Here is an 18,695-nt window from a genome sequence, read left to right on the forward strand (position 1 = left end):
GATGGGCCGGATCAGCGCAGGTCGCGCTGGTCCACGATCCGGCGGGCCTTGCCGACGGAGCGTTCGATGCCGCCCTCGCCGAGGACGACGACCTGGGCGGTGGTGCCGATCCGCGACTTGATCCGGTGCGCCAGCTCCCGCGACAGCCGGTCGCGTTCCTCCTGCCCCAGGGAGGGCGAGCCCTCGACGTTCACGGTCAGCTCGTCCATCCGGCCGGGCCGGGTCAGCACGCACTGGAAGTGCGGGGTCAACCCCGGAAGCTCCAGCACCAGCTCCTCGATCTGGGTGGGGAAGACGTTGACGCCGCGCACGATCATCAGGTCGTCCGAGCGCCCGGTGACCTTGGCCATCCGGCGGAACGCGGGGCGGGCGGTGCCGGGCAGCAGCGCGGTGAGGTCGCGGGTCCGGTAGCGCAGCACGGGCATCGCCTCCCGGGTCATCGCGGTGAGCACCAACTCACCGACCTCGCCGTCCGGGACCGGTTCTTCGGTGACCGGGTCGATGATCTCGGGCAGGAAATGGTCCTCCCACAGGTGCAGCCCGTCCTTGGTCTCCACGCACTCCTGCGCCACCCCGGGGCCCATCATCTCGGAGAGCCCGAAGATGTCGCAGGCGTGCATGCCGGCCCGTTCCTGGATCTCCTGGCGCATCGCCTCGGTCCACGGCTCGGCACCGAACACCCCGATCTCCAGCGACGTGGAGTCGGCGGGCCGTCCGGTCGCCTCCAGGTGGTCCAGCAGCGCCAGGAAGTAGGACGGGGTCACCATGATCGCCCGCGGGCCGAAGTCGGTGATCAGCTGGATCTGCTTCTCGGTCTGGCCGCCGCTCATCGGGATCACGGTGCAGCCGAGCCGCTCCGCTCCGTAGTGCGCGCCCAGCCCGCCGGTGAACAGCCCGTAGCCGTAGGACACCTGCACCAGGTCGCCCGGGCGCACGCCCGAGGCGCGCAGCGAACGGGCCACGAGACCGGCCCACACCTCGATGTCGCCCTTGGTGTAGCCGACGACGGTCGGCCGCCCCGTTGTCCCGGACGAGGCGTGGACCCGCACGCACTCCTCGCGGGGCACCGCGAACATCCCGAACGGGTAGTTCTCCCGGAGGTCGGCCTTGGTGGTGAACGGCAGCAGCCGCACGTCCGCCAGGTCCTTGATGTCGTCGGGATGTACCCCTCGCTCGTCCATCTGCCGCCGGTAGTGCTCGACGCGGTAGGCGCGCCGCACCCCGTCCTGCAACCGGGAGAGCTGCTCGCTGCGCAACTGGTCCACCGACCAGTTCTCCGCCTCGTCGAAGAGATCGGGGGCGGGGGTGATCTCGGGCAGTGACATCGTTGTCCTCCTCGGGCGGCTGGGGTGTCGCGTGGCTCAGCGGGTGGGTGGCTTGATCGAGCGGGAGCGCCCGCGGAACTCGGCGACGACGGCACCGTCGGACTCGCGGGTCACCGTCACGTCGGTCACCCCGCTGCGGCCGTATGTCGTCCGTTCCCGGGCCTCGGCGAGCAGCACGTCCCCGTGCCGGGCCGAGGTGACGAAGGTGACGTCCGCGCCGGCCGCCACGGTGAGGGCGCCCCCGGCGTTGCAGGCCAGCGCGAAGGTGGAGTCGGCGAGGGTGAAGATGTAGCCGCCGTGGCAGATGTCGTGCCCGTTCACCATGGTGTCGGTGACCGGCATCCGGGTCCGGGCGTGGCCGAGCGGCCCGCGGGGTGAGTCCTCCAGCCCGACCTCGAGGCACTCGATGCCCAGGTGGGCCGAGGCCTTGTCGTCCGCCCACATGGTCCGCACGTGGGTCAGGTCGGCATCGCTCATCGGGTCATCTCCTCCAGTGCCGGGCTGGTCCGGTACCGCCCGCCGGGGAAGGCGGCGTCCAGTTCCCGCAACTGTCCTACCACGGTCGGGGCGCCCAGCGCCGCCAGCCACTCGTGGGGACCCTTCGGGTAGTTGGTGCCGAGTCGCATCGCGGTGTCGACGTCCTCCGCCGTCGCCTCGCCCCGGTGGACCAGGTCGACCGCCTCGTTGACGAGCATGGCCAGGGTCCGCGCGACGGGGTCGGACACGACCGGGCCGCCCACCAGCCGGGCGGCCAGCCCCGCGTCCGGGGTGGCGTCCACGGGTCGCCCGGACTCGTCATACCGGAAGACCCCGTGCCCGGACTTGCGCCCGAGGCGGCCGGCGGCCACCAGGTCCTGCTGCAGCGCGGTGGGGGCGTAGCGGGGGTCGCGGTCGGTCTGTTCCCACACGCTGGTGCCGACCGCGAGGTTGACGTCCTGCCCGATCAGGTCGGTGAGCTCCATCGGTCCCATCCGGAAGCCGGCGTGCTCCCGCAGCGCCAGGTCGATGGTGGCGGGGTCGGCGGTGCCGTCCTCCACCAGCCGCTGGGCCTCGCCGTAGAACGGGCGGGCCACCCGGTTGACGATGAAGCCGGGGGTGGAGGTGCACTGCACGGGCGTCTTGCCCCAGCCGCGGACCAGCTCGGCGGCCACCTCCAGGACGGCGGGGTCGCTGCGCTCACCGCGGACCACCTCGACGAGCTTCATCAGCGGGGGCGGGTTGAAGAAGTGCAGCCCGAGGACCCGCCCCTCGCCCGGCAGGCCCTCCGCGATCGCGGTGACGTCGAGGCTGGAGGTGTTGCTGGCCAGCACCGTCGAGGGGGGCTGGTGCTCGGCCAGGGTGGCGAAGATCGACCGCTTCACGTCCAGCCGCTCCACGACCGCCTCGACCACGAGGCCGACCTCGGGCAGCGCCGCCAGGTCGAGGGTGTCGCCCCCGGGCACCACGACGCGGCCCAGGGTGCCGGCCGCGTCGTCACCGGTGACCTTGCCCTTGGTCACGAGCCGTTCGAGCGTCGCCGAGAGCTTCTCCCGGGCCGCGGCCGCCGCTCCCGGGGCCGCGTCGACCAGGTGCACCACGTGCCCGGCCTGGGCGGCGACCTGGGCGATCCCGGCCCCCATGGCCCCCGCGCCGACCACGGCGACGGGGGACTCCTGCAGTGCGCTCAGCGATGGGGACGACATGTCCCACATGGTGCCACTGCCGGGCTGGTGGGCGGCCGCGAGCGCGGCGTTAGGCTGGCGGGGTGACCCAGACAGCCCCCACGCACCTGCTCCTCGACGCCCACCGCGAGGTCCTGGAGGCGGCCACCGCCGCCCTGGCGACCCGCGAGTACTACAGCCGCTACCCCGAGTCCCCGTCGCCGCGGGTCTACGGGGAGACCGCCGCCGAAGACGGGCAGCGGGCCTTCGAGAAGGCCCGCAACGCCGACTTCTCCGCGCTCGCGGACCAGCCGGGGACGGGGGAGACCGTCGGCAGCGAGGTCTCGCCCTACGGCCCCGAGCTCGGGGTCCGCTACCCGCAGCTGGACGTGGACGCGGCGGTGGCCGCGGCGACCGACGCGATCCCCGCCTGGCGCGACGCCGGAGCCGAGGTGCGCGCTGCCGTCTGCGTCGAGATCATCGAGCGGATCAACGCGCGGTCGCACGAGATGGCGCACGCCGTGATGCACACCAGCGGCCAGCCGTTCGTGATGTCCTTCCAGGCCGGCGGCCCGCACGCCCAGGACCGGGCGCTGGAGGCCGTGGTCGCCGCGCTCGTGGAGCAGCAGCGGGTGCCGTCCTCGGTGCTCTGGGAGAAGCCGACCAAGGGCGACCCGATCCGGATGCAGAAGGACTACCAGGTGGTCCCGCGCGGCATCGGGCTGGTGATCGGCTGCAACACCTTCCCGACCTGGAACGCCTACCCGGGCATCTTCGCCTCGCTGGCCACCGGCAACCCGGTCGTGGTCAAGCCGCACCCCCGCGCCGTGCTACCGCTGGCGATCACCGTGGCCATCGCCCGGGACGTGCTGGAGGAGGCCGGCTTCGACCGCGCCCTGGTGCAGCTGGCCGCCGAGGACGACGGCGACGGCCTGGCCAAGACCCTGGCGCTGCGTCCGGAGGTCGCGATCATCGACTACACCGGCGGGCCCGGCTTCGGCGGTTGGTTGGAGAAGGAGGGGGCGGCCGCCGGCAAGCTGGTCTACACCGAGAAGGCGGGGCTGAACACCGTCGTCCTGGACTCCACCGACGACCTCAAGGGGACGCTGGGCAACCTGGCGTTCTCGTTCTCCCTCTACTCGGGCCAGATGTGCACCGCCCCGCAGAACGTCTACGTCCCCGCGGCCGGCATCAGCACCGACCAGGGCGACCTGACCTTCGAGGAGGTCGCCGAGAAGATCGCCGGCGCGATCGAGAAGTTCAACGCCGACGACACCCGGGCCGTGGAGATCCTGGGCGCCACCGTCAACGACGACGTGCGCGGCCGCGCCACCGACGTGCCGGCGCTCGCGGAACGTCTCGGGGGCCAGGTGGTGCTGGACGCCCGCCCGATCACCCACCCGACCTTCCCCGACGCTGTGGTGCGGGTCCCCGCCCTGATCAGCGTCGACGCCGCCAACGACACGGCATACACCCAGGAGTGCTTCGGCCCGGTGGCGTTCGTCATCCGCACCGAGGACACCGCCGCCTCGCTGGAGACGTTCGCGCGCACCGTCCGGGAGCACGGGGCGATGACCGCCTCCGTCTACTCCACCTCCGAGGAGGTGCTGCAGCAGGCGCGGGAGGCCGCGGCACGGGCCGGGGTGGCCCTGTCGGAGAACCTCACCGGGCCGATCTTCGTCAACCAGACGGCCGCCTTCAGCGACTTCCACGGCACCGGGGCGAACCCGGCCGCGAACGCCGCCTACACCGACGCCGCGTTCGTGGCCAACCGGTTCCGGGTGATCACCAGCCGCAGGCACGTGGCATGAACCTGACCCAGGTGCTGCGGTTCAAGCCGTTCGCCCGCCGGATCTTCCGCGTCGTCGCGGTGGCCGAGGCGATCTCGTGGGCGCTCCTGCTGGTCGGGATGTACTTCAAGTGGATCGCCGAGACCTCCGAGGTGGGGGTGCAGGTCTTCGGGCCGATCCACGGGACGATCTTCCTGATCTACGTGGTGGTCACCTTCGGCACCGCCAGCATCTTCGGGTGGAACTGGAAGGCCACCCTGCTCGGGCTGGCCGCGGCGATCCCGCCCTTCGCCACGTGGGCGTTCGAGGTCTGGGCACTGCGGCGCGGGCTGCTCGCCTCGGACGAGGGCGACGAACCGGCCGAGCCGGCCGAGCCGGCCGCGGCGACACCGGGCGTGCCTGCCGACCGGGTCCCCGGCGACCGGGTCCGGGACGGCTGAGGCGTGCCGGAGGGGACCGCGCCGCTGCAGCTGCGGGTCGTGCCGACCGAGGACGGCCTCGGCGTGCTCACCTGGGACGGGACCTGCAGCGGCTCGTCTGCGGAGGCCGCACGCTTCTGGGCCGACCGGGCCGCGCGCGACGTGGTGTCCGCGGTGCTCGAGGCCGCCTTCTCCGCGGGCACCCGCCGGGTCGAGGTCGAGGTGCCGGTGGCGGACCGCGACGTCCGGCGCACCCTGCACCGCGCCGGGATGCGCCCCGAGGGGACGGCGCGGGGCCGCGGCACCGGTGCCGACGGCCGGCCGGTGGACGTGGTGCGGTTGGCCCGCCTCGCCGACGACGCACCGCCCGGCACCCGCGAGGGGTTCATCTCGATGCTCAACGCCACGCTGCCCACCAAGCGGGTGATCGGGCAGGGGGTGATCCGCGACGGCGCCGGGTCCGTGCTGCTCTGCGAGCTGGTCTACAAGCGGGAGTGGGACCTGCCCGGCGGGGTGGTGGACCCGCGCGAGTCGCCCGCCCACACGGTCGCCCGCGAGGTCGGCGAGGAGCTGTCCGTCTCGCTGGCCCCCGGCCGGCTGCTCGCGGTGAACTGGCTGCCGCCCTACCGGCAGTGGGAGGACGCGGTGCTGCTCGTCTTCGACCTCGGCGTGCACCCGGACCTCGTGGACCGGGTGGTCCTCGAGCGCTCGGAGCTGCGGGCGGTGCACTGGTGCCGCCCCGAGGAGCTGGGCGACCACGTGGCGCCGTATGTCGAGCGCCACCTGACCCGGATCCTGGCCGCCGACCCCGCCGCAGGCCCGCTCTACCTGGAAGACGGGACCCCACCGGGCGGCGAGTGACACGGCGTGGAAACTTGTGGGGCCCAGAGGCCCGAAAAGTTTCCCCACGCGCCGGGCCCCACCTTTCCGCGGAGTCAAGACAGGGTAAGGACCGGGCAGGTACGCTGATCGGCCGTGCCTAGACATCGAGCCGAAACAGAGTGGTCCCGCACCCGCGTCCTGGCGGTCGTGGGGGCCTTCGTCGTGCTGGTCGCCCTCGTCTTCGGCGGCTACGCGCTGCTCACCGGCGACGGGGACGAGGGGGCACCCGAGGCGGGCCGGGGGACGCAGGACGAGACCAGCGCCACGACCAGCGGCGGTGCCACCGGTGCCCAGGGGCAGGACGGCGACGACCGCGACGACATGGATGCGGCGTTGGAAACGGGGGCGACCGACTGCGCCGAGCCGCAGGTCGTGGGGGTGGCCGCTGCCCCGCAGATCGCGCCGGTCATCGAGCAGGTGGCTGAGGGGCTGGGCGAGGGGTGCACCGACTACGAGGTGACCGCGGTGCCCGCTGCCGCGGTCCTGGCCACCCTCGCCGGCCAGGGCGAGACGGACGAGGGTGCGACGGGCGACGGTGCGACGGAGGACGGGGCCACGGACGACGGCGCCGCCGACGACGACGCGGTCGGCGCCGCCCCCGACATCTGGGTGCCCGACTCCACGCTGTGGGTCGAACTGGCTGCGGCCCAGGGGGCGCCGCTGACCCCGGGTCCGGTCGTGGCGACCAGCCCGATCGCGCTGGTCGGTCCGGCCGACACCATCGCGGAGACCGGGCTGGAGAGCGGTGCTGGCTGGGCCGAGTTGCTGGGGGCGGGGGCGCCGCTGCGGGCGAGCGACCCGCAGCAGGACGCGGCGAGCCTGCTGACCCTGCTCACCGCGCAGGCCGCCTTCGGTGACGACGCGGCGGGGCAGCAGCGGGCCGCCGCAGTGCTGATCAACCTGGGGCGCCAGCTCACCCCCGCCGACGAACTGCTGGCGGCGGCCCAGGACGGGGAGGCCGTGGTCTTCCCCAGCAGCGAGCAGACCGTCGCCGGCGACGACGCCCTGGCCGCGGTCGTCCCGGAGGGCGGGCTGGGCACGCTGAGCTACCCCGTCGTGACGATGCCGGGCGGCGAGGCGGACGTGGCCGCCGACATGCTGTCCGAGGCGCTGCTCTCCGAGGACGGCGCCGCGGCCCTGGCCGGGGCCGGGTTGCGCCCCGGCGAGGACGGCGCTGGACCGGGCGTCGCCGGCATCCCGGAGCAGGCCCCCGACCTGGCCGCCCAGCCGGACGCGGCCCAGGTCGCGGACGCCACCGCCCGCTGGTCCTCCCTCACCCGGGAACAGCGGATGCTGGCGGTGCTCGACGTCTCCGGCTCGATGGACGAGGAGGTCGGCGACACCACCCGGATCGGGATCGCCGCGGCGGCCGCCGAGCGGGCGATGGGCCTGATGCGACCCGGGTCGCAGGTCGGCGCGTGGAAGTTCTCCACGGCACGCGGGGAGGACGGCGAGGACTACGCCGAGCTCGTGCCGATCCGGACGCTGCGGGAGCAGGTCGGGCAACGGACCCACGCCGACGTCCTGCTGGACACGGTCGGGGCGCTCGACGAGGACGCCACGACCGGGGACACGGGGCTGCACGACACGGTGCTGGCCGCCTTCGCGCACATGCAGGAGACCTACGACCCGGCCTACGTGAACTCGGTCGTGCTGCTGACCGACGGCGTCAACGACGACAGCACCGGCGGGCTGTCCGAGGACGAACTCATCGCCGAGCTGGAGTCCCGCGCCGACCCCGAGCGGCCCGTCACCGTCGTGCTCGTCGGGATGGGCCCCTCGGTCGACGGCGGGGCGCTGCAGCGGATCGCCGAGGCCACGGGTGGGCGGGCCTACGTCGCGGAGGACCCGGCCGACATCACCGAGGTGTTCCTGGACGCGGTGAGCCACCGGGCCGGCCGCTGACGGAGACCTCGGTCCTCCCCGGCGCGGGACTGACCGGCCGTATGCCGGACGCGCCGGCCGCGGTCAGGCGGTGGGCAGCACCCGGGCGAGGAAGTCGGTGGTCTGTGCCCACGCCGCGGCACTGGCCCCGGCGTGGTGGAACATCGGGTGCGGGTTGTCGAAGGCGTGCCCGGCCCCGTCGTGCACCTCGAACTCCACGTCCGGGCGGGTGCCGTCGGCGGTCACCGCGCTGCGGACCTGCTCGACCTGGTCCATCGGGATGAAGGTGTCGGCGGTGCCGAAGTGGTGCAGCTGCGGGCAGGTCACCTGCGCGGCCATCCCGGTGAGCTGGGGCAGCGCCGAGCCGTAGTAGCTGACCAGCGCGGCGGGGTCGCCCTGGGCAGCGACCTGGAAGGCCAGCCCGCCACCGAAGCAGAAGCCGACCAGGCCCACCTGCCCGACCTCGGGCCGGGCGGACAGGTCGGCAGCCGCCGCCAGGGTGTCCTGCACGGCCAGGTCCCAGTCCAGTCGCCCGGCGATCGCCATCGCGTGCTGCAGGAAGTCCGGGTCGGACTCGTCGACCTCGGCGTCCTCGAGCCGCCCGTAGAGCTCCGGGGCAAGCACGGCATACCCCAGGTCGGCGAGGTCGGCACACCGGGCGGTGATGTAGTCGCTGACCCCGAAGATCTCCTGCACCACCACCAGGCCGGGGCGGGGGCCGTCGCCGGCGGGCAGCCACAGGTGCGCGGGCAGCTCGCCGTCCCGGGTCGCGACGGTGTGCGCCGCGGGCGCGCTCACCGGTTCTTCCCGTCGGGCAGGACCACGCTCAGCACCATCGAGACCAGGGTGATGATCAGGGCGCCCAGGATCGCGTCCCAGAAGAAGCGGTCGACGGTGAAGCTGAGCCCGACCGCGTCCGAGAGCCACGAGGTGAGCGAGAGCATGAGGGCGTTCACGACGAAGGTGAACAGGCCCAGCGTCAGGATCAGCAGGGGGAAGGCGAGCACCATCATGATCGGCCGGATGATCGCGTTGACCAGGCCGAAGATCAACGCGACCGCGCCGATGGTGAGCACCTTCGTGGTGGTGTCGGCGTCTCCGCCGAGGTGGATGCCGTCGAGCAACAGGGAGGCGACCCACAGGGCGACGCCGTTGACGACCAGCCTGATGAGGAAGGACATGGACCTATCGTGGCACGTCCTCCTGTGCCCGACCTGCGAGCAGCGTCCTACAGTGAAGCCATGACCGAGTCGACGCCCCGACCCACCGTCCGCCTCCGCAGCGCCCTGGACGCGGTGGCGGCCTACAAGCCCGGCAAGCCGGCGGAGGCCAGGGAGGGCGTGACCGCATACAAGATCTCCTCCAACGAGAACCCGTACCCGCCGCTGCCCTCGGTGCTCCGGGTGGTGACCGACGCCGCGGCATCGATGAACCGCTACCCGGACATGGGGGTCAGCGCCCTCACCCAGGCCCTGGCCGAGCGGCTCGAGGTGCCGGCCAGCCACCTGGCGACCGGGACCGGCAGCGTCGGGTTGCTCAGCTACCTGATCAGCATCACCTGCGAGCCCGGGGACGAGGTGGTGTATGCCTGGCGCTCCTTCGAGGCGTACCCGATCGTCGTGGCGGTGGCCGGCGCGACGTCGGTGCAGGTGCCGCTGGACGCGGACGCCCGGCACGACCTGGACGCGATGGCGGAGGCGATCACCGACCGCACCCGCCTGGTCCTGGTCTGCACGCCGAACAACCCGACCGGGCCGATCGTCACCGAGACCGAGCTGCGGGCCTTCCTGGCCAAGGTGCCCGAGGACGTGCTGGTCGTCATCGACGAGGCCTACCTGGAGTTCAACACCGACGACGAGGCCCCGGACGCGCTCGGGCTCTACCGGGAGTTCCCCAACGTCGCGGTGCTGCGCACCTTCTCCAAGGCCTACGGCCTGGCCGGACTGCGGGTCGGCTACGCGGTGGCGCGGGAGGAGGTCGCGACCGCGCTGCGCAAGGTCGCCACGCCGTTCGGCGTCTCGGACCTGGCGCAGCACGCCGCCGTGGCCAGCCTGGAGGCCTACGACGAGCTCGCGGTGCGGGTCAAGGCGCTGGTGGAGGAGCGGGAGCGGGTGCGGACCGCGCTGCTCGACCAGGGGTGGCCGGTCCCGCAGACCCAGGCCAACTTCGTGTGGCTGCCGCTCGGGGAGGACAGCATGGACTTCGCCGCCACCTGCCAGGACGCGGGGCTCACGGTCCGGCCGTTCCCCGGCGACGGTGTGCGGTGCACGATCGGTGAGACCGAGGCCAGCGACCGGCTGATCGAGGTCGCCGGGAAGTTCCGCAGCCGCTGACGCGACCCGTCCGTCGCTGCGGTAGCGTGGGCGGGACCCTGCAACCGGCGCGGGCAGCACCCGTGCGCCCCGCCCACTGAAGGAGTACGAACCTGTGAGCGACGACGTCGTCGCGCAGGCGCCGGACGACACCGCGCCCGCGACCCACGAACCCCCCGCCCGGGACATCACCGACGGCGGCCCGGAGATGGTCCAGTTCCTGGACTCCGACGGCCGGCGCGTGGGAGAGACCGAGGCGAACCGCGCGTATGCCTCCTACCTGGAGGACGTCGACGCCGACACGCTCCGGTCGTTGTACCGCGACCTCCTGCTGGTGCGCCGGGTCGACTCCGAGGGGCACGCCCTGCAGCGCCAGGGCGAGTTGGGGCTGTGGCCCTCGCTGCTCGGCCAGGAGGCCGCCCAGGTCGGCGCCGGCCGGGCGATGCGCCCGCAGGACTACGCCTTCCCCGGCTACCGCGAGCACGGTGTCGCATGGTGCAAGGGCGTGGACCCGGTCAACCTGCTCGGCATGTTCCGGGGCGTGAACCACGGCGGGTGGGACTCCAACGAGAACAACTTCCACCTCTACACCATCGTGATCGGCAACCAGATGCTGCACGCGACCGGTTACGCGATGGGGGTGCAGCGCGACGGCGCGGTGGGGTCGGGGGACCCGGACAAGGACACCGCGGTGATGGCGTTCACCGGCGACGGCGGCACCGCGCAGGGCGACTACAACGAGGCCCTGGTCTTCGCGGCCGTGGCGCACGCCCCGGTCGTCTTCTTCGTGCAGAACAACCACTGGGCGATCTCCGAGCCCAACGAGCGCCAGTTCGTGATCCCGCCCTACCAGCGGGCCCGCGGCTTCGGCTTCCCCGGCGTCCGGGTCGACGGCAACGACGTGCTGGCCACCCTGGCGGTGACCCGGCAGGCGCTGGAGCGGGCCCGCTCCGGGCAGGGCCCGACCCTGATCGAGGCGTTCACCTACCGGATGGGTGCGCACACCACCTCCGACGACCCGACGAAGTACCGGATCGCCGCCGAGGTCGACGCCTGGAAGGCCAAGGACCCGCTCGACCGGTTGCGCAAGCTGCTGGTCGCCGAGGGGCTGGCGGACGAGGAGTGGTTCACCGAGCTGGACGCCGAGGCCGACGAGCTGGCCGCGCGGATCCGGACCGCCTGCCAGCAGATGCCGAACCCGCCGCACGAGGACATGTTCGAGGACGTGTATGTCGACCCGCACCCGCTCGTGGAGCGCGAGCGGGACGAGTTCGTGGCCTACCACGCCAGCTTTGAGGAGGCCTGATGAGCCAGAAGATGACGATCGCCAAGGCGCTCAACGGGGGGCTGCGCGCGGCGATGGAGGCCGACCCGAAGGTCATCCTGATGGGTGAGGACGTCGGCAAGCTCGGCGGCGTCTTCCGGATCACCGAGCACCTGCAGAAGGACTTCGGCGAGGACCGCGTCGTCGACACCCCCCTGGCCGAGTCCGGCATCATGGGCGCCGCGGTCGGCCTGGCGCTGCGCGGGTACCGGCCCGTGGTGGAGATCCAGTTCGACGGGTTCGTCTACCCCGCGTTCGACCAGATCATCAGCCAGGTCTCCAAGATGCACTACCGCTCGCTGGGGCACCTGCGCCTGCCGATGGTCATCCGCATCCCCTACGGCGGCGGCATCGGCGCGGTGGAGCACCACAGCGAGTCCAACGAGGCCTACTTCGCGCACACCGCAGGGCTGCGGGTGGTCACCACCTCCACGGCCGAGGACGCCTACTGGATGATGCAGCAGGCCATCGCCTCCGACGACCCGGTCGTGCTGTACGAGCCCAAGCGCCGCTACCACGAGCGCGGCGAGGTCGACCTGGGGGACACCGCTCCGCACGGTCTGCACGACGCCGTCGTCCGCCGGGAGGGCACTGACCTGACCCTGCTCACCTACGGCCCGATGCTCAAGACCTGCATGGCGGCCGCCGACGCGGCCGCCGAGGAGGGCAACTCGGTCGAGGTGGTCGACCTGCGCTCGCTGTCCCCGCTCGACCGGGACACCATCGTCGGCTCGGTGACCAAGACCGGCCGGGCCGTCGTGGTGCACGAGGCACAGACCTTCCTCGGGATGGGTGCCGAGGTCGCCGCCCTGGTCCAGCAGGCCTGCTTCTACCAGTTGGAGGCACCGGTGCTGCGGGTGGGCGGCTACAACATCCCCTACCCGCCGAGCCGCCACGAAGAGGTGTTCCTGCCGGACCTGGACCGGATCCTGGACGCCGTCGACACCTCGCTCCAGTACTGACCCCGCCCCTCGACCACTGACCGCAGGAGTCCACCTATGCCGCACTTCAAGCTCCCCGACCCCGGCGAGGGCCTGGTCGAGGCCGAGATCGTCACCTGGAAAGTCAAGGCCGGTGACCAGGTCAAGACCAACGACATCGTGGTCGAGATCGAGACCGCCAAGTCGCTGGTCGAGCTGCCGATCCCGTGGGACGGCACCGTCCTGGAACTCCTCGTCCCGGAGGGGGAGACGGTCGAGGTCGGCACGCCGATCATCGTGATCGACAACGGCGACGGCGGTGGTGGCGCGGGCGGGGGAGCGGCCGGTGCCGCCGCGGCGGACGCCCCGGGTGCCGGGGTCGCCGCGCCGACGGAGGAGGCCCCGAAGCGGGAGGCCAACCTGGTGGGCTACGGCCCCTCGGAGGGTTCCACGTCGCGGCGTCCCCGCAGACGGTCCACCTCGGTCCCCGACGCGCCCCCGCCCCCCGCCTCGGCCGGGGACGGCCGGGGCACCCCTGCGGCCGCTCCCGCGGCGACGCCCCCCACCCCGCCGCCCGCCGCGGCACCTGCCGCCCCGCCCGCCGTGGAGACCGCCCCTCCGGCGGACGGCCCCAAGCCGCTGGCCAAGCCCCCGGTCCGCAAGTACGCCAAGGACCTCGGCGTCGACCTGGCCGCGGTGCGTCCGACCCGGGCGGACGGCGTGATCACCCGGGCCGACGTGGACGCGCACGCCGCCGCGGCCGCCGCACCGGCCACCGCCCCTGCCGCGCCGACCGGGCAGACGGCGGCTCCGGCAGAGGTGCCGGCCGCACCGGGGGCCGGAGCCCCCGGCGGGACGGCATACGCACCGCCGGTCTTCGACCGGGGCGGCGAGCGGGAGACCCGCACCCCGGTCAAGGGCGTGCGCAAGATGACCGCCCAGGCGATGGTCGGGTCGGCGTTCACGGCGCCGCACGTCACCGAGTTCATCACCGTCGACGTGACCGCCACGATGGAGCTGGTCGAGCGGCTGAAGAAGAGCCGGGAGTTCCGGGATACCAAGGTGTCCCCGCTGCTCATCCTGGCCAAGGCGCTGGTGCTGGCCGTCAAGCGCCACCCCGGCATGGTCGCCGTCTGGGACGAGGCCGCGCAGGAGATCGTGCAGCGCAACTACGTCAACCTCGGCATCGCCGCGGCCACCCCGCGCGGGCTGATCGTGCCCAACATCAAGGACGCCGACCTGATGGACCTGCGCCAGTTGGCGGAGGCGTTGACCAACCTGGTGGACACCGCGCGGTCCGGGCGCACCCAGCCCGCCGAGATGTCCGGTGGGTCGATCACCATCACCAACGTCGGCGTCTTCGGCGTCGATACCGGGACCCCGATCATCAACCCCGGTGAGTCGGCGATCGTCTGCTTCGGGGCGATCCGTCGCCAGCCGTGGGTGGTCACCAACGCCGCCGGTGAGGAGGAGATCGTGCCGCGGTGGATCACCCAGCTCGCGGTGTCCTTCGACCACCGGCTCATCGACGGCGAACTCGGCTCCCGGTTCCTGGCCGACCTGGCCGCCCTGCTGGAGGACCCGGCCCAGGCCCTGGTCTGGGGCTGACCGAACGCCGGACCCACGACGAACGGTGCCGCACCCGAGGGTGCGGCACCGTTCGTCTGGTTCTCGCAGGGTTCCCGCGAGGGATTCCGGCGTCAGCCGGCGCAGGCGGTCTCCAGCTCGGCCTGGGCGTCGGCGGAGCCCTGGACGTCGATCTCCGGGAGGGTGATGACCCCGTCCTCGTCGACGACGCTGCCCTCGTTGACGGCGTCGACCGTCTCCGCGAACGGGGCGTTGACCTCGAGCAGCAGCGTGCTGATGTCCTCCGGCGCGGAGGACGCCGTGGCGTCGATCCGCTGCTTGAGCAGGTTCACCTCGCTGTAGGTGGGCATGTCGACGATGTCGCCGGCCGTGATGGCCTCGCGGGCGGCGTCGGCGCGGTCGGCCAGCGGGCCGCCCTCGGTGAAGAACTCCTCGCACGCGGGGTCGGCGTAGCTACCGGCCGCCTCCGTCTCGCCCGCCTCGTCGGCGGCCGCGCCGGTCTCGTCCGCGCTGTCGCCCGCGGCGCCGGTGTCCTCGGCGGTGTCCTCGGAGTCACCGCCGGCAGCGGCGCCGTTGTCCTCGGCGGCCGTGGTGTCGTCGCTGGGCTCGTCCTCGCTGCTGCAGGCGCCCAGGACGACCGTCGCGGACAGGGCCAGGGCCAGGAAGCTGGTCTTCTTCATTAGGTGTGCACTCCTCGTCGATTCGTCGTGATCCGGGAGAAGGCGTACCGGCCCCGACAGGTCGCCCGTCATGGCCGGCGGCGCCATCGTCCCCTGGGCGACGGCACTCCACGGGGCGTGGGTGCTCTCGTCGCCAACACCTCACTGTGCGCCTTTCGGCGCCGAAACTCAAACCGGTTTCGGGGTACCCCCGGATGGGTCAGGGGGTGATCACCAGCGCGTCCAGGACGCGCACCGCCAGGGCCTCGTCGCCGGTCACCTGGTAGGCCAGGTCCGCGGTGGCCCGACGGCCCGCGGCCCTGCGGGTGAGTGCATCGGTGGACAGCGCGATCGTGGTGGTCGGTCCCTCGACCAGGGGGGTCGACTCCACGGGGTCGGCGCCCCCGGAGAAGAGGGCATGGGCCCACGGCCTGCCCTCGGGGTTGCGGCCCATCCGCACGCCGATCCGCCCGGTGGCCGGTCCGGTGCAGTCGAGGATCACCGCGGTGCCCTCCGGCAGTTCCATCCGCTCGGCGGCCAGGACCGGGAAGGAGCGCTCGAACCCGGCCAGGAAGACGGCCGCGCCGGGTGCGTCGAGCCCACCGGGGCGGCCGAGCACCTCGCGCAGGTCCTGCTCGTGGGTCCAGATGTCCATGATCCGGAGCCGGAGCAGGTCCCCCAACGGCCGGGTGCTGTCCATCGGGGCCGGGACCACGGTGTCCAGGGTCAGGTCGGGCGCGCCCAGCGAGGCCATCCGGCCCAACAGCAGCGTCTCGAGCTCGTTGACCACGGCCCGGCCGGGGGTCTTGCGCCGGACCTGGACCCCCCACTCCATCCACTCGGCGAACTCGTGGTGCACGTGCTCCCGCTCCGGGAGGTCGACCCGCGGATAGTCCCCTCCCTCGAGGAAGTCCTCCAGGGCCGCCACGTGCGCGATGTGGTCCTTCACGGTCCACCCGGGGCAGGAGGTGGGGCGCTCGAAGTCCTCCGCGGTCGCGGTGTGCCCCAGGTCCACGACGGTCTGCACCGTCTGCCGGAAGGCTTCGATCAGGCCGGACAGGTCGTCCGGCGCGGAGGGGTGGATCGGCATGCCCGGACCTTACCTAGCATGGAGGGGTGACCGCAGCCCAGAGGGACCCCGCCGCCGCGACGCGGGATCCCGGCACCGGGTCGGTGCCCCGATGGTTCCCCGCGGTGGCGCTCGTCGGGCTCGCGCTCCCGGTCGCGCTGCTCGTCGGCGCCGCCTCGGGCGCGATGGGCGGGCTGCTGCTGATGGATGCCGGCCCGCTCGTGCGGATCGGCCTGCCCGCGCTGCGCGTGGTGCACGACCTGGCGGCCTCGCTCACCGTCGGCATGCTCCTGGTGGCGGCTTTCCTGACACCGGAGGGACGGCATACCCGACGGCGGGCGACCGCGGCCCGGGTGGCCGCGTGGTCCGCGGCGGTCTGGACCGTGGCCGCGGGGGTGGGCCTGGTGTTCTCCTTCGCCGACCTCGCCGGCCTGCCGCTCACGACCCCCGGCTTCTGGACCGACCTGACCAGCAACGTCTGGCCGCTGGAACTCACCCGGCTGCTCCTGGTCGAGACGGTCCTGGCGGCGCTACTCGTCCCCTTGGCCTGGCTGTCCCGCACCCGTGGGGCGCTGGCCTGGGCCTTCGTGCTGTCGCTCGTGACGCTGCTCCCGCTGAGCTTCGCGGGGCACGCCAGCGGGACCGAGGGCCACGAGCAGGCGATGACCGCCCTGATGTTCCACCTCTTCGGCGTCACGGTCTGGGTCGGCGGACTGCTGGCGATCGTGGTGCTGCGCCCCGTCCTGGGCAAGGCGGTGGCGCCCACCGTGCGCCGCTTCTCCACCCTGGCGCTGTGGTGCTACGGGGCGGTTGCCGTGTCCGGCGTCCTGTTCGCCCTGCTCGAGGCCGATGACCTGGGCGACCTGACCAGCAGTTACTGGCTGGTGCTCTGGGGCAAGGTGCTGGCGCTGCTGGTGCTGGGCTGGTTCGGCTACCTCCAGCGGGAGCGGGTCCTCGCCCGAGGGGTGGAGCGCTCGGGCGCCTTCGCCCGGCTGGCACTGACCGAGCTCGCGGTGATGGGGATCGCCATCGGTCTGGCGGTGGCCCTGTCCCGCACGCCGACCCCGGACGTCGAGCGGCTGCCGAGCAGCCCGGTGCTGGAGCTGACCGGCTACCCCATGCCGCCCGCGTGGGAGTTCTCCCGGCTGTTCACCCAGTGGCAGGTCAACTGGTTGTTCCTGCCCACCGCCGTGGTGGCGGTCGTGACCTACCTGGTCTGGGTGCGGCGGCTGCGGAGCCGCGGGGACTCCTGGCCGCTGCACCGGACCATCTGCTGGGTGATCGGCTGGGTGGTCTTCGCCTACGCCACCAACGGTGCCCCCGGGGTCTACGGCCGGATCATGTTCTCCCAGCACATGGTGATGCACATGCTGCTGATGATGGCGGTGCCGATCTTCCTCGTCGTCGGCTCGGTCATCACGCTCGCGCTGCGCAGCCTGCCGGCCCGCAAGGACGCCACCCTCGGGCCCCGGGAGATCCTGCTCGCCGTCGTGCACTCCCGGTATGCCGCGTTCGTGGCGAACCCGCTGGTGGCCGGGCTCATCTTCTTCGGCAGCCTGATCGCCTTCTACTGGACCGAGTGGTTCCCGTGGGCACTGACCACCCACTCCGGGCACGTCGTCATGGTCGCGCACTTCACCATCGCCGGCTACGCCTTCGTGTGGTCGCTGATCGGCACCGACCCCGGGCCGGCCAAGTGGCCCGCGCCGCTGCGGATGATGGTCCTCATCGGCACGCTGGCCGCGCACGCCTTCTTCGGGCTGGCGCTGATGACCGGCACCTGGCTGTTGGCCCCCGGGTTCTTCAAGGCGATCGAGGTCCCGTATGTCCCGGATCTGCTCGCGGACCAGCAGCTGGCCGGCGGCATCGCCTGGGGGATCGGGGAGCTGCCCACGCTGGTGCTGGCGATGCTCCTGATGAAGGACTGGCTGCGCAGCGACAGCCGGGAGGCGGCGCGCAAGGACCGCCAGGCCGAGCGGGACGGGGATGCCGAGCTGGCCGCCTACAACGCCCACCTGCAGGAACTCGCGCAACGCAACCAACGGAGGCCCCAGTGAAGATCGCCGTCATCCAGCTCGCCTACGGGGACGAGGAGACCCTCGAGGCACGCACCCAGCGGGTGGCCGACCTGGTCCGGGCCCAAGCGGGCCATGACCTGGTCGTGCTGCCCGAGCTGTGGAGCGCCGGGGGGTTCGACTTCCGGGCCTGGCCGGAGCGGGCGCAACCCGCGGACGGGTCCGTCGTCACGGCGCTCGCCGGGGCGGCGCGGGAGATCGGGGCGGTGCTGCACGCGGGGTCGCTGATCGAGAAGCCGGTCGACGAACCGGGCCCCGAGGGGCGGGGGATGTGGAACACCTCGGTGCTCATCGGCGCCGACGGGCGGGCGGTGGCGCGCTACCGGAAGGTGCACCGGTTCGGCTTCGGCACCGGCGAGCCCAAGCTCCTGGAGGCCGGTGAGGACATCGTCGTGGTGGACCTGCCGGCGCCCGCGACGGGGCTGCGGGCGGGCCTGTCGACCTGCTACGACGCGCGCTTCCCCGAGCTCTACCGGGCCCAGCTGGACCGGGGTGCCGAGCTCTTCCTGGTCCCGGCCGCGTGGCCCGCCGCCAGGGTGGAGGCGTGGCGGCTGCTGCTGCGCGCCCGCGCGATCGAGAACCAGTGCTTCGTCGTGGCCTGCAACACCGCCGGCACCCACGCCGGCATCGAGATGGGCGGCCACAGCGCGGTCATCGACCCGTGGGGCCAGGTGCTGGCCGAGGCCGGCACCGGCGAGGAGGTCCTGTCGGTGCAGATCGACCCCGCCGTGGTCGCCGAGGCGCGGGAGAAGTTCCCAGTCCTGGCCGACCGGCGCCTGTAACGCAGCCCGCCCGCGTCCGCGGGGTCG

Annotated in this window: 17 protein-coding genes; 10 read left to right on the top strand and 7 right to left on the bottom strand. The window is 72.9% G+C overall.

Annotation, left to right across the window (positions count from 1 at the left end):
* Positions 1-11: 11 nt before the first annotated feature.
* From FB467_RS03300 to FB467_RS03310, 3 genes are read right to left on the bottom strand one after another with little or no spacing between them, the layout of a single operon-like run.
* Positions 12-1,325, bottom strand: coding sequence for a phenylacetate--CoA ligase family protein (locus FB467_RS03300; protein WP_141783832.1), 1,314 nt, complete (start codon positions 1,323-1,325; stop codon positions 12-14).
* A gap of 36 nt (positions 1,326-1,361) precedes the next feature.
* On the bottom strand, positions 1,362-1,802 hold the full coding sequence (gene paaI, locus FB467_RS03305) for a hydroxyphenylacetyl-CoA thioesterase PaaI (RefSeq protein ID WP_211350540.1): 441 nt from the start codon (positions 1,800-1,802) through the stop codon (positions 1,362-1,364).
* Positions 1,799-3,007: a 3-hydroxyacyl-CoA dehydrogenase NAD-binding domain-containing protein gene (locus FB467_RS03310; RefSeq protein WP_228393500.1), complete on the bottom strand. Its 1,209-nt coding sequence runs from the start codon at positions 3,005-3,007 to the stop codon at positions 1,799-1,801. Before FB467_RS03310 ends, paaI begins: the two co-directional genes overlap by 4 nt.
* 62 nt (positions 3,008-3,069) lie before the next feature.
* Here FB467_RS03310 and paaN point away from each other — a divergent pair, with 62 nt between their 5' ends.
* The 4 genes from paaN to FB467_RS03330 all read left to right on the top strand — a co-directional run bounded on the left by paaN (position 3,070) and on the right by FB467_RS03330 (position 7,961).
* Positions 3,070-4,776, top strand: coding sequence for a phenylacetic acid degradation protein PaaN (gene paaN, locus FB467_RS03315; RefSeq protein ID WP_141783834.1), 1,707 nt, complete (start codon positions 3,070-3,072; stop codon positions 4,774-4,776).
* Positions 4,773-5,195 carry a DUF3817 domain-containing protein gene (locus tag FB467_RS03320; protein WP_141783835.1) on the top strand — a complete coding sequence of 141 codons (423 nt, stop codon included), beginning with the start codon at positions 4,773-4,775 and terminating at the stop codon, positions 5,193-5,195. Before paaN ends, FB467_RS03320 begins: the two co-directional genes overlap by 4 nt.
* Positions 5,196-5,198: 3 nt before the next feature.
* A complete protein-coding gene (locus FB467_RS03325; protein ID WP_244932725.1) occupies positions 5,199-6,035 on the top strand; it encodes an NUDIX hydrolase in 837 nt (278 codons plus the stop codon).
* A gap of 114 nt (positions 6,036-6,149) precedes the next feature.
* Positions 6,150-7,961, top strand: a complete 1,812-nt coding sequence (locus FB467_RS03330) for a substrate-binding domain-containing protein (protein ID WP_141783836.1) — start codon at positions 6,150-6,152, stop codon at positions 7,959-7,961.
* 63 nt (positions 7,962-8,024) lie between these two features.
* Here the strand turns inward: FB467_RS03330 and FB467_RS03335 are convergent, their stop codons facing one another.
* Together FB467_RS03335 and FB467_RS03340 are read right to left on the bottom strand one after the other, a co-directional pair.
* Positions 8,025-8,738: a dienelactone hydrolase family protein gene (locus tag FB467_RS03335; RefSeq protein WP_141783837.1), complete on the bottom strand. Its 714-nt coding sequence runs from the start codon at positions 8,736-8,738 to the stop codon at positions 8,025-8,027.
* The gene (locus FB467_RS03340) at positions 8,735-9,121 is read right to left on the bottom strand and encodes a phage holin family protein (protein WP_141783838.1); all 387 of its coding nucleotides are present in this window, start codon (positions 9,119-9,121) and stop codon (positions 8,735-8,737) included. The genes FB467_RS03335 and FB467_RS03340 overlap by 4 nt, the downstream gene beginning before the upstream one ends.
* Before the next feature lie 60 nt (positions 9,122-9,181).
* Here FB467_RS03340 and hisC point away from each other — a divergent pair, with 60 nt between their 5' ends.
* The 4 genes from hisC (at position 9,182) to FB467_RS03360 (ending at position 14,104) form a co-directional block, all read left to right on the top strand.
* Positions 9,182-10,273 (top strand): histidinol-phosphate transaminase, encoded by a 1,092-nt coding sequence (gene hisC / locus FB467_RS03345; protein ID WP_141783839.1) that lies wholly within the window; start codon positions 9,182-9,184, stop codon positions 10,271-10,273.
* A gap of 94 nt (positions 10,274-10,367) precedes the next feature.
* The gene (pdhA, locus tag FB467_RS03350; RefSeq protein ID WP_425325821.1) at positions 10,368-11,558 is read left to right on the top strand and encodes a pyruvate dehydrogenase (acetyl-transferring) E1 component subunit alpha; all 1,191 of its coding nucleotides are present in this window, start codon (positions 10,368-10,370) and stop codon (positions 11,556-11,558) included.
* On the top strand, positions 11,558-12,538 hold the full coding sequence (locus tag FB467_RS03355) for an alpha-ketoacid dehydrogenase subunit beta (protein ID WP_211350541.1): 981 nt from the start codon (positions 11,558-11,560) through the stop codon (positions 12,536-12,538). The genes pdhA and FB467_RS03355 overlap by 1 nt, the downstream gene beginning before the upstream one ends.
* 36 nt (positions 12,539-12,574) lie before the next feature.
* A complete protein-coding gene (locus FB467_RS03360) occupies positions 12,575-14,104 on the top strand; it encodes a dihydrolipoamide acetyltransferase family protein (RefSeq protein ID WP_141783841.1) in 1,530 nt (509 codons plus the stop codon).
* 92 nt (positions 14,105-14,196) lie between these two features.
* Here FB467_RS03360 and FB467_RS03365 read toward each other — a convergent pair whose 3' ends face one another.
* A complete protein-coding gene (locus FB467_RS03365; protein ID WP_141783842.1) occupies positions 14,197-14,763 on the bottom strand; it encodes a hypothetical protein in 567 nt (188 codons plus the stop codon).
* 199 nt (positions 14,764-14,962) lie between these two features.
* Positions 14,963-15,832 carry a maleylpyruvate isomerase family mycothiol-dependent enzyme gene (locus FB467_RS03370; RefSeq protein WP_141783843.1) on the bottom strand — a complete coding sequence of 290 codons (870 nt, stop codon included), beginning with the start codon at positions 15,830-15,832 and terminating at the stop codon, positions 14,963-14,965.
* Between the two features lie 26 nt (positions 15,833-15,858).
* Between FB467_RS03370 and FB467_RS03375 the strand changes: the two genes are divergently transcribed.
* Together FB467_RS03375 and FB467_RS03380 are read left to right on the top strand one after the other, a co-directional pair.
* Positions 15,859-17,868, top strand: a complete 2,010-nt coding sequence (locus tag FB467_RS03375) for a bifunctional copper resistance protein CopD/cytochrome c oxidase assembly protein (protein ID WP_228393286.1) — start codon at positions 15,859-15,861, stop codon at positions 17,866-17,868.
* Complete coding sequence (locus FB467_RS03380) at positions 17,865-18,668, top strand: carbon-nitrogen family hydrolase (RefSeq protein WP_141783844.1); 804 nt, start codon at positions 17,865-17,867, stop codon at positions 18,666-18,668. Before FB467_RS03375 ends, FB467_RS03380 begins: the two co-directional genes overlap by 4 nt.
* The last annotated feature ends 27 nt before the right edge of the window (positions 18,669-18,695 follow it).

The sequence above is a fragment of the Ornithinicoccus hortensis genome (assembly GCF_006716185.1).
Lineage (GTDB): Bacteria > Actinomycetota > Actinomycetes > Actinomycetales > Dermatophilaceae > Ornithinicoccus > Ornithinicoccus hortensis.

Excerpts from the sequence above, each read along its gene's own strand:
- FB467_RS03370 (WP_141783843.1), bottom strand. The coding sequence starts at position 15,832 with ATGCCGATCCACCCCTCCGCGCCGGACGACCTGTCCGGCCTGATCGAA.
- FB467_RS03355 (WP_211350541.1), top strand. The coding sequence starts at position 11,558 with ATGAGCCAGAAGATGACGATCGCCAAGGCGCTCAACGGGGGGCTGCGC.
- FB467_RS03365 (WP_141783842.1), bottom strand. The coding sequence starts at position 14,763 with ATGAAGAAGACCAGCTTCCTGGCCCTGGCCCTGTCCGCGACGGTCGTC.
- FB467_RS03320 (WP_141783835.1), top strand. The coding sequence starts at position 4,773 with ATGAACCTGACCCAGGTGCTGCGGTTCAAGCCGTTCGCCCGCCGGATC.
- FB467_RS03340 (WP_141783838.1), bottom strand. The coding sequence starts at position 9,121 with ATGTCCTTCCTCATCAGGCTGGTCGTCAACGGCGTCGCCCTGTGGGTC.
- paaI (WP_211350540.1), bottom strand. The coding sequence starts at position 1,802 with ATGAGCGATGCCGACCTGACCCACGTGCGGACCATGTGGGCGGACGAC.
- hisC (WP_141783839.1), top strand. The coding sequence starts at position 9,182 with ATGACCGAGTCGACGCCCCGACCCACCGTCCGCCTCCGCAGCGCCCTG.
- FB467_RS03300 (WP_141783832.1), bottom strand. The coding sequence starts at position 1,325 with ATGTCACTGCCCGAGATCACCCCCGCCCCCGATCTCTTCGACGAGGCG.
- FB467_RS03310 (WP_228393500.1), bottom strand. The coding sequence starts at position 3,007 with ATGTCGTCCCCATCGCTGAGCGCACTGCAGGAGTCCCCCGTCGCCGTG.
- FB467_RS03360 (WP_141783841.1), top strand. The coding sequence starts at position 12,575 with ATGCCGCACTTCAAGCTCCCCGACCCCGGCGAGGGCCTGGTCGAGGCC.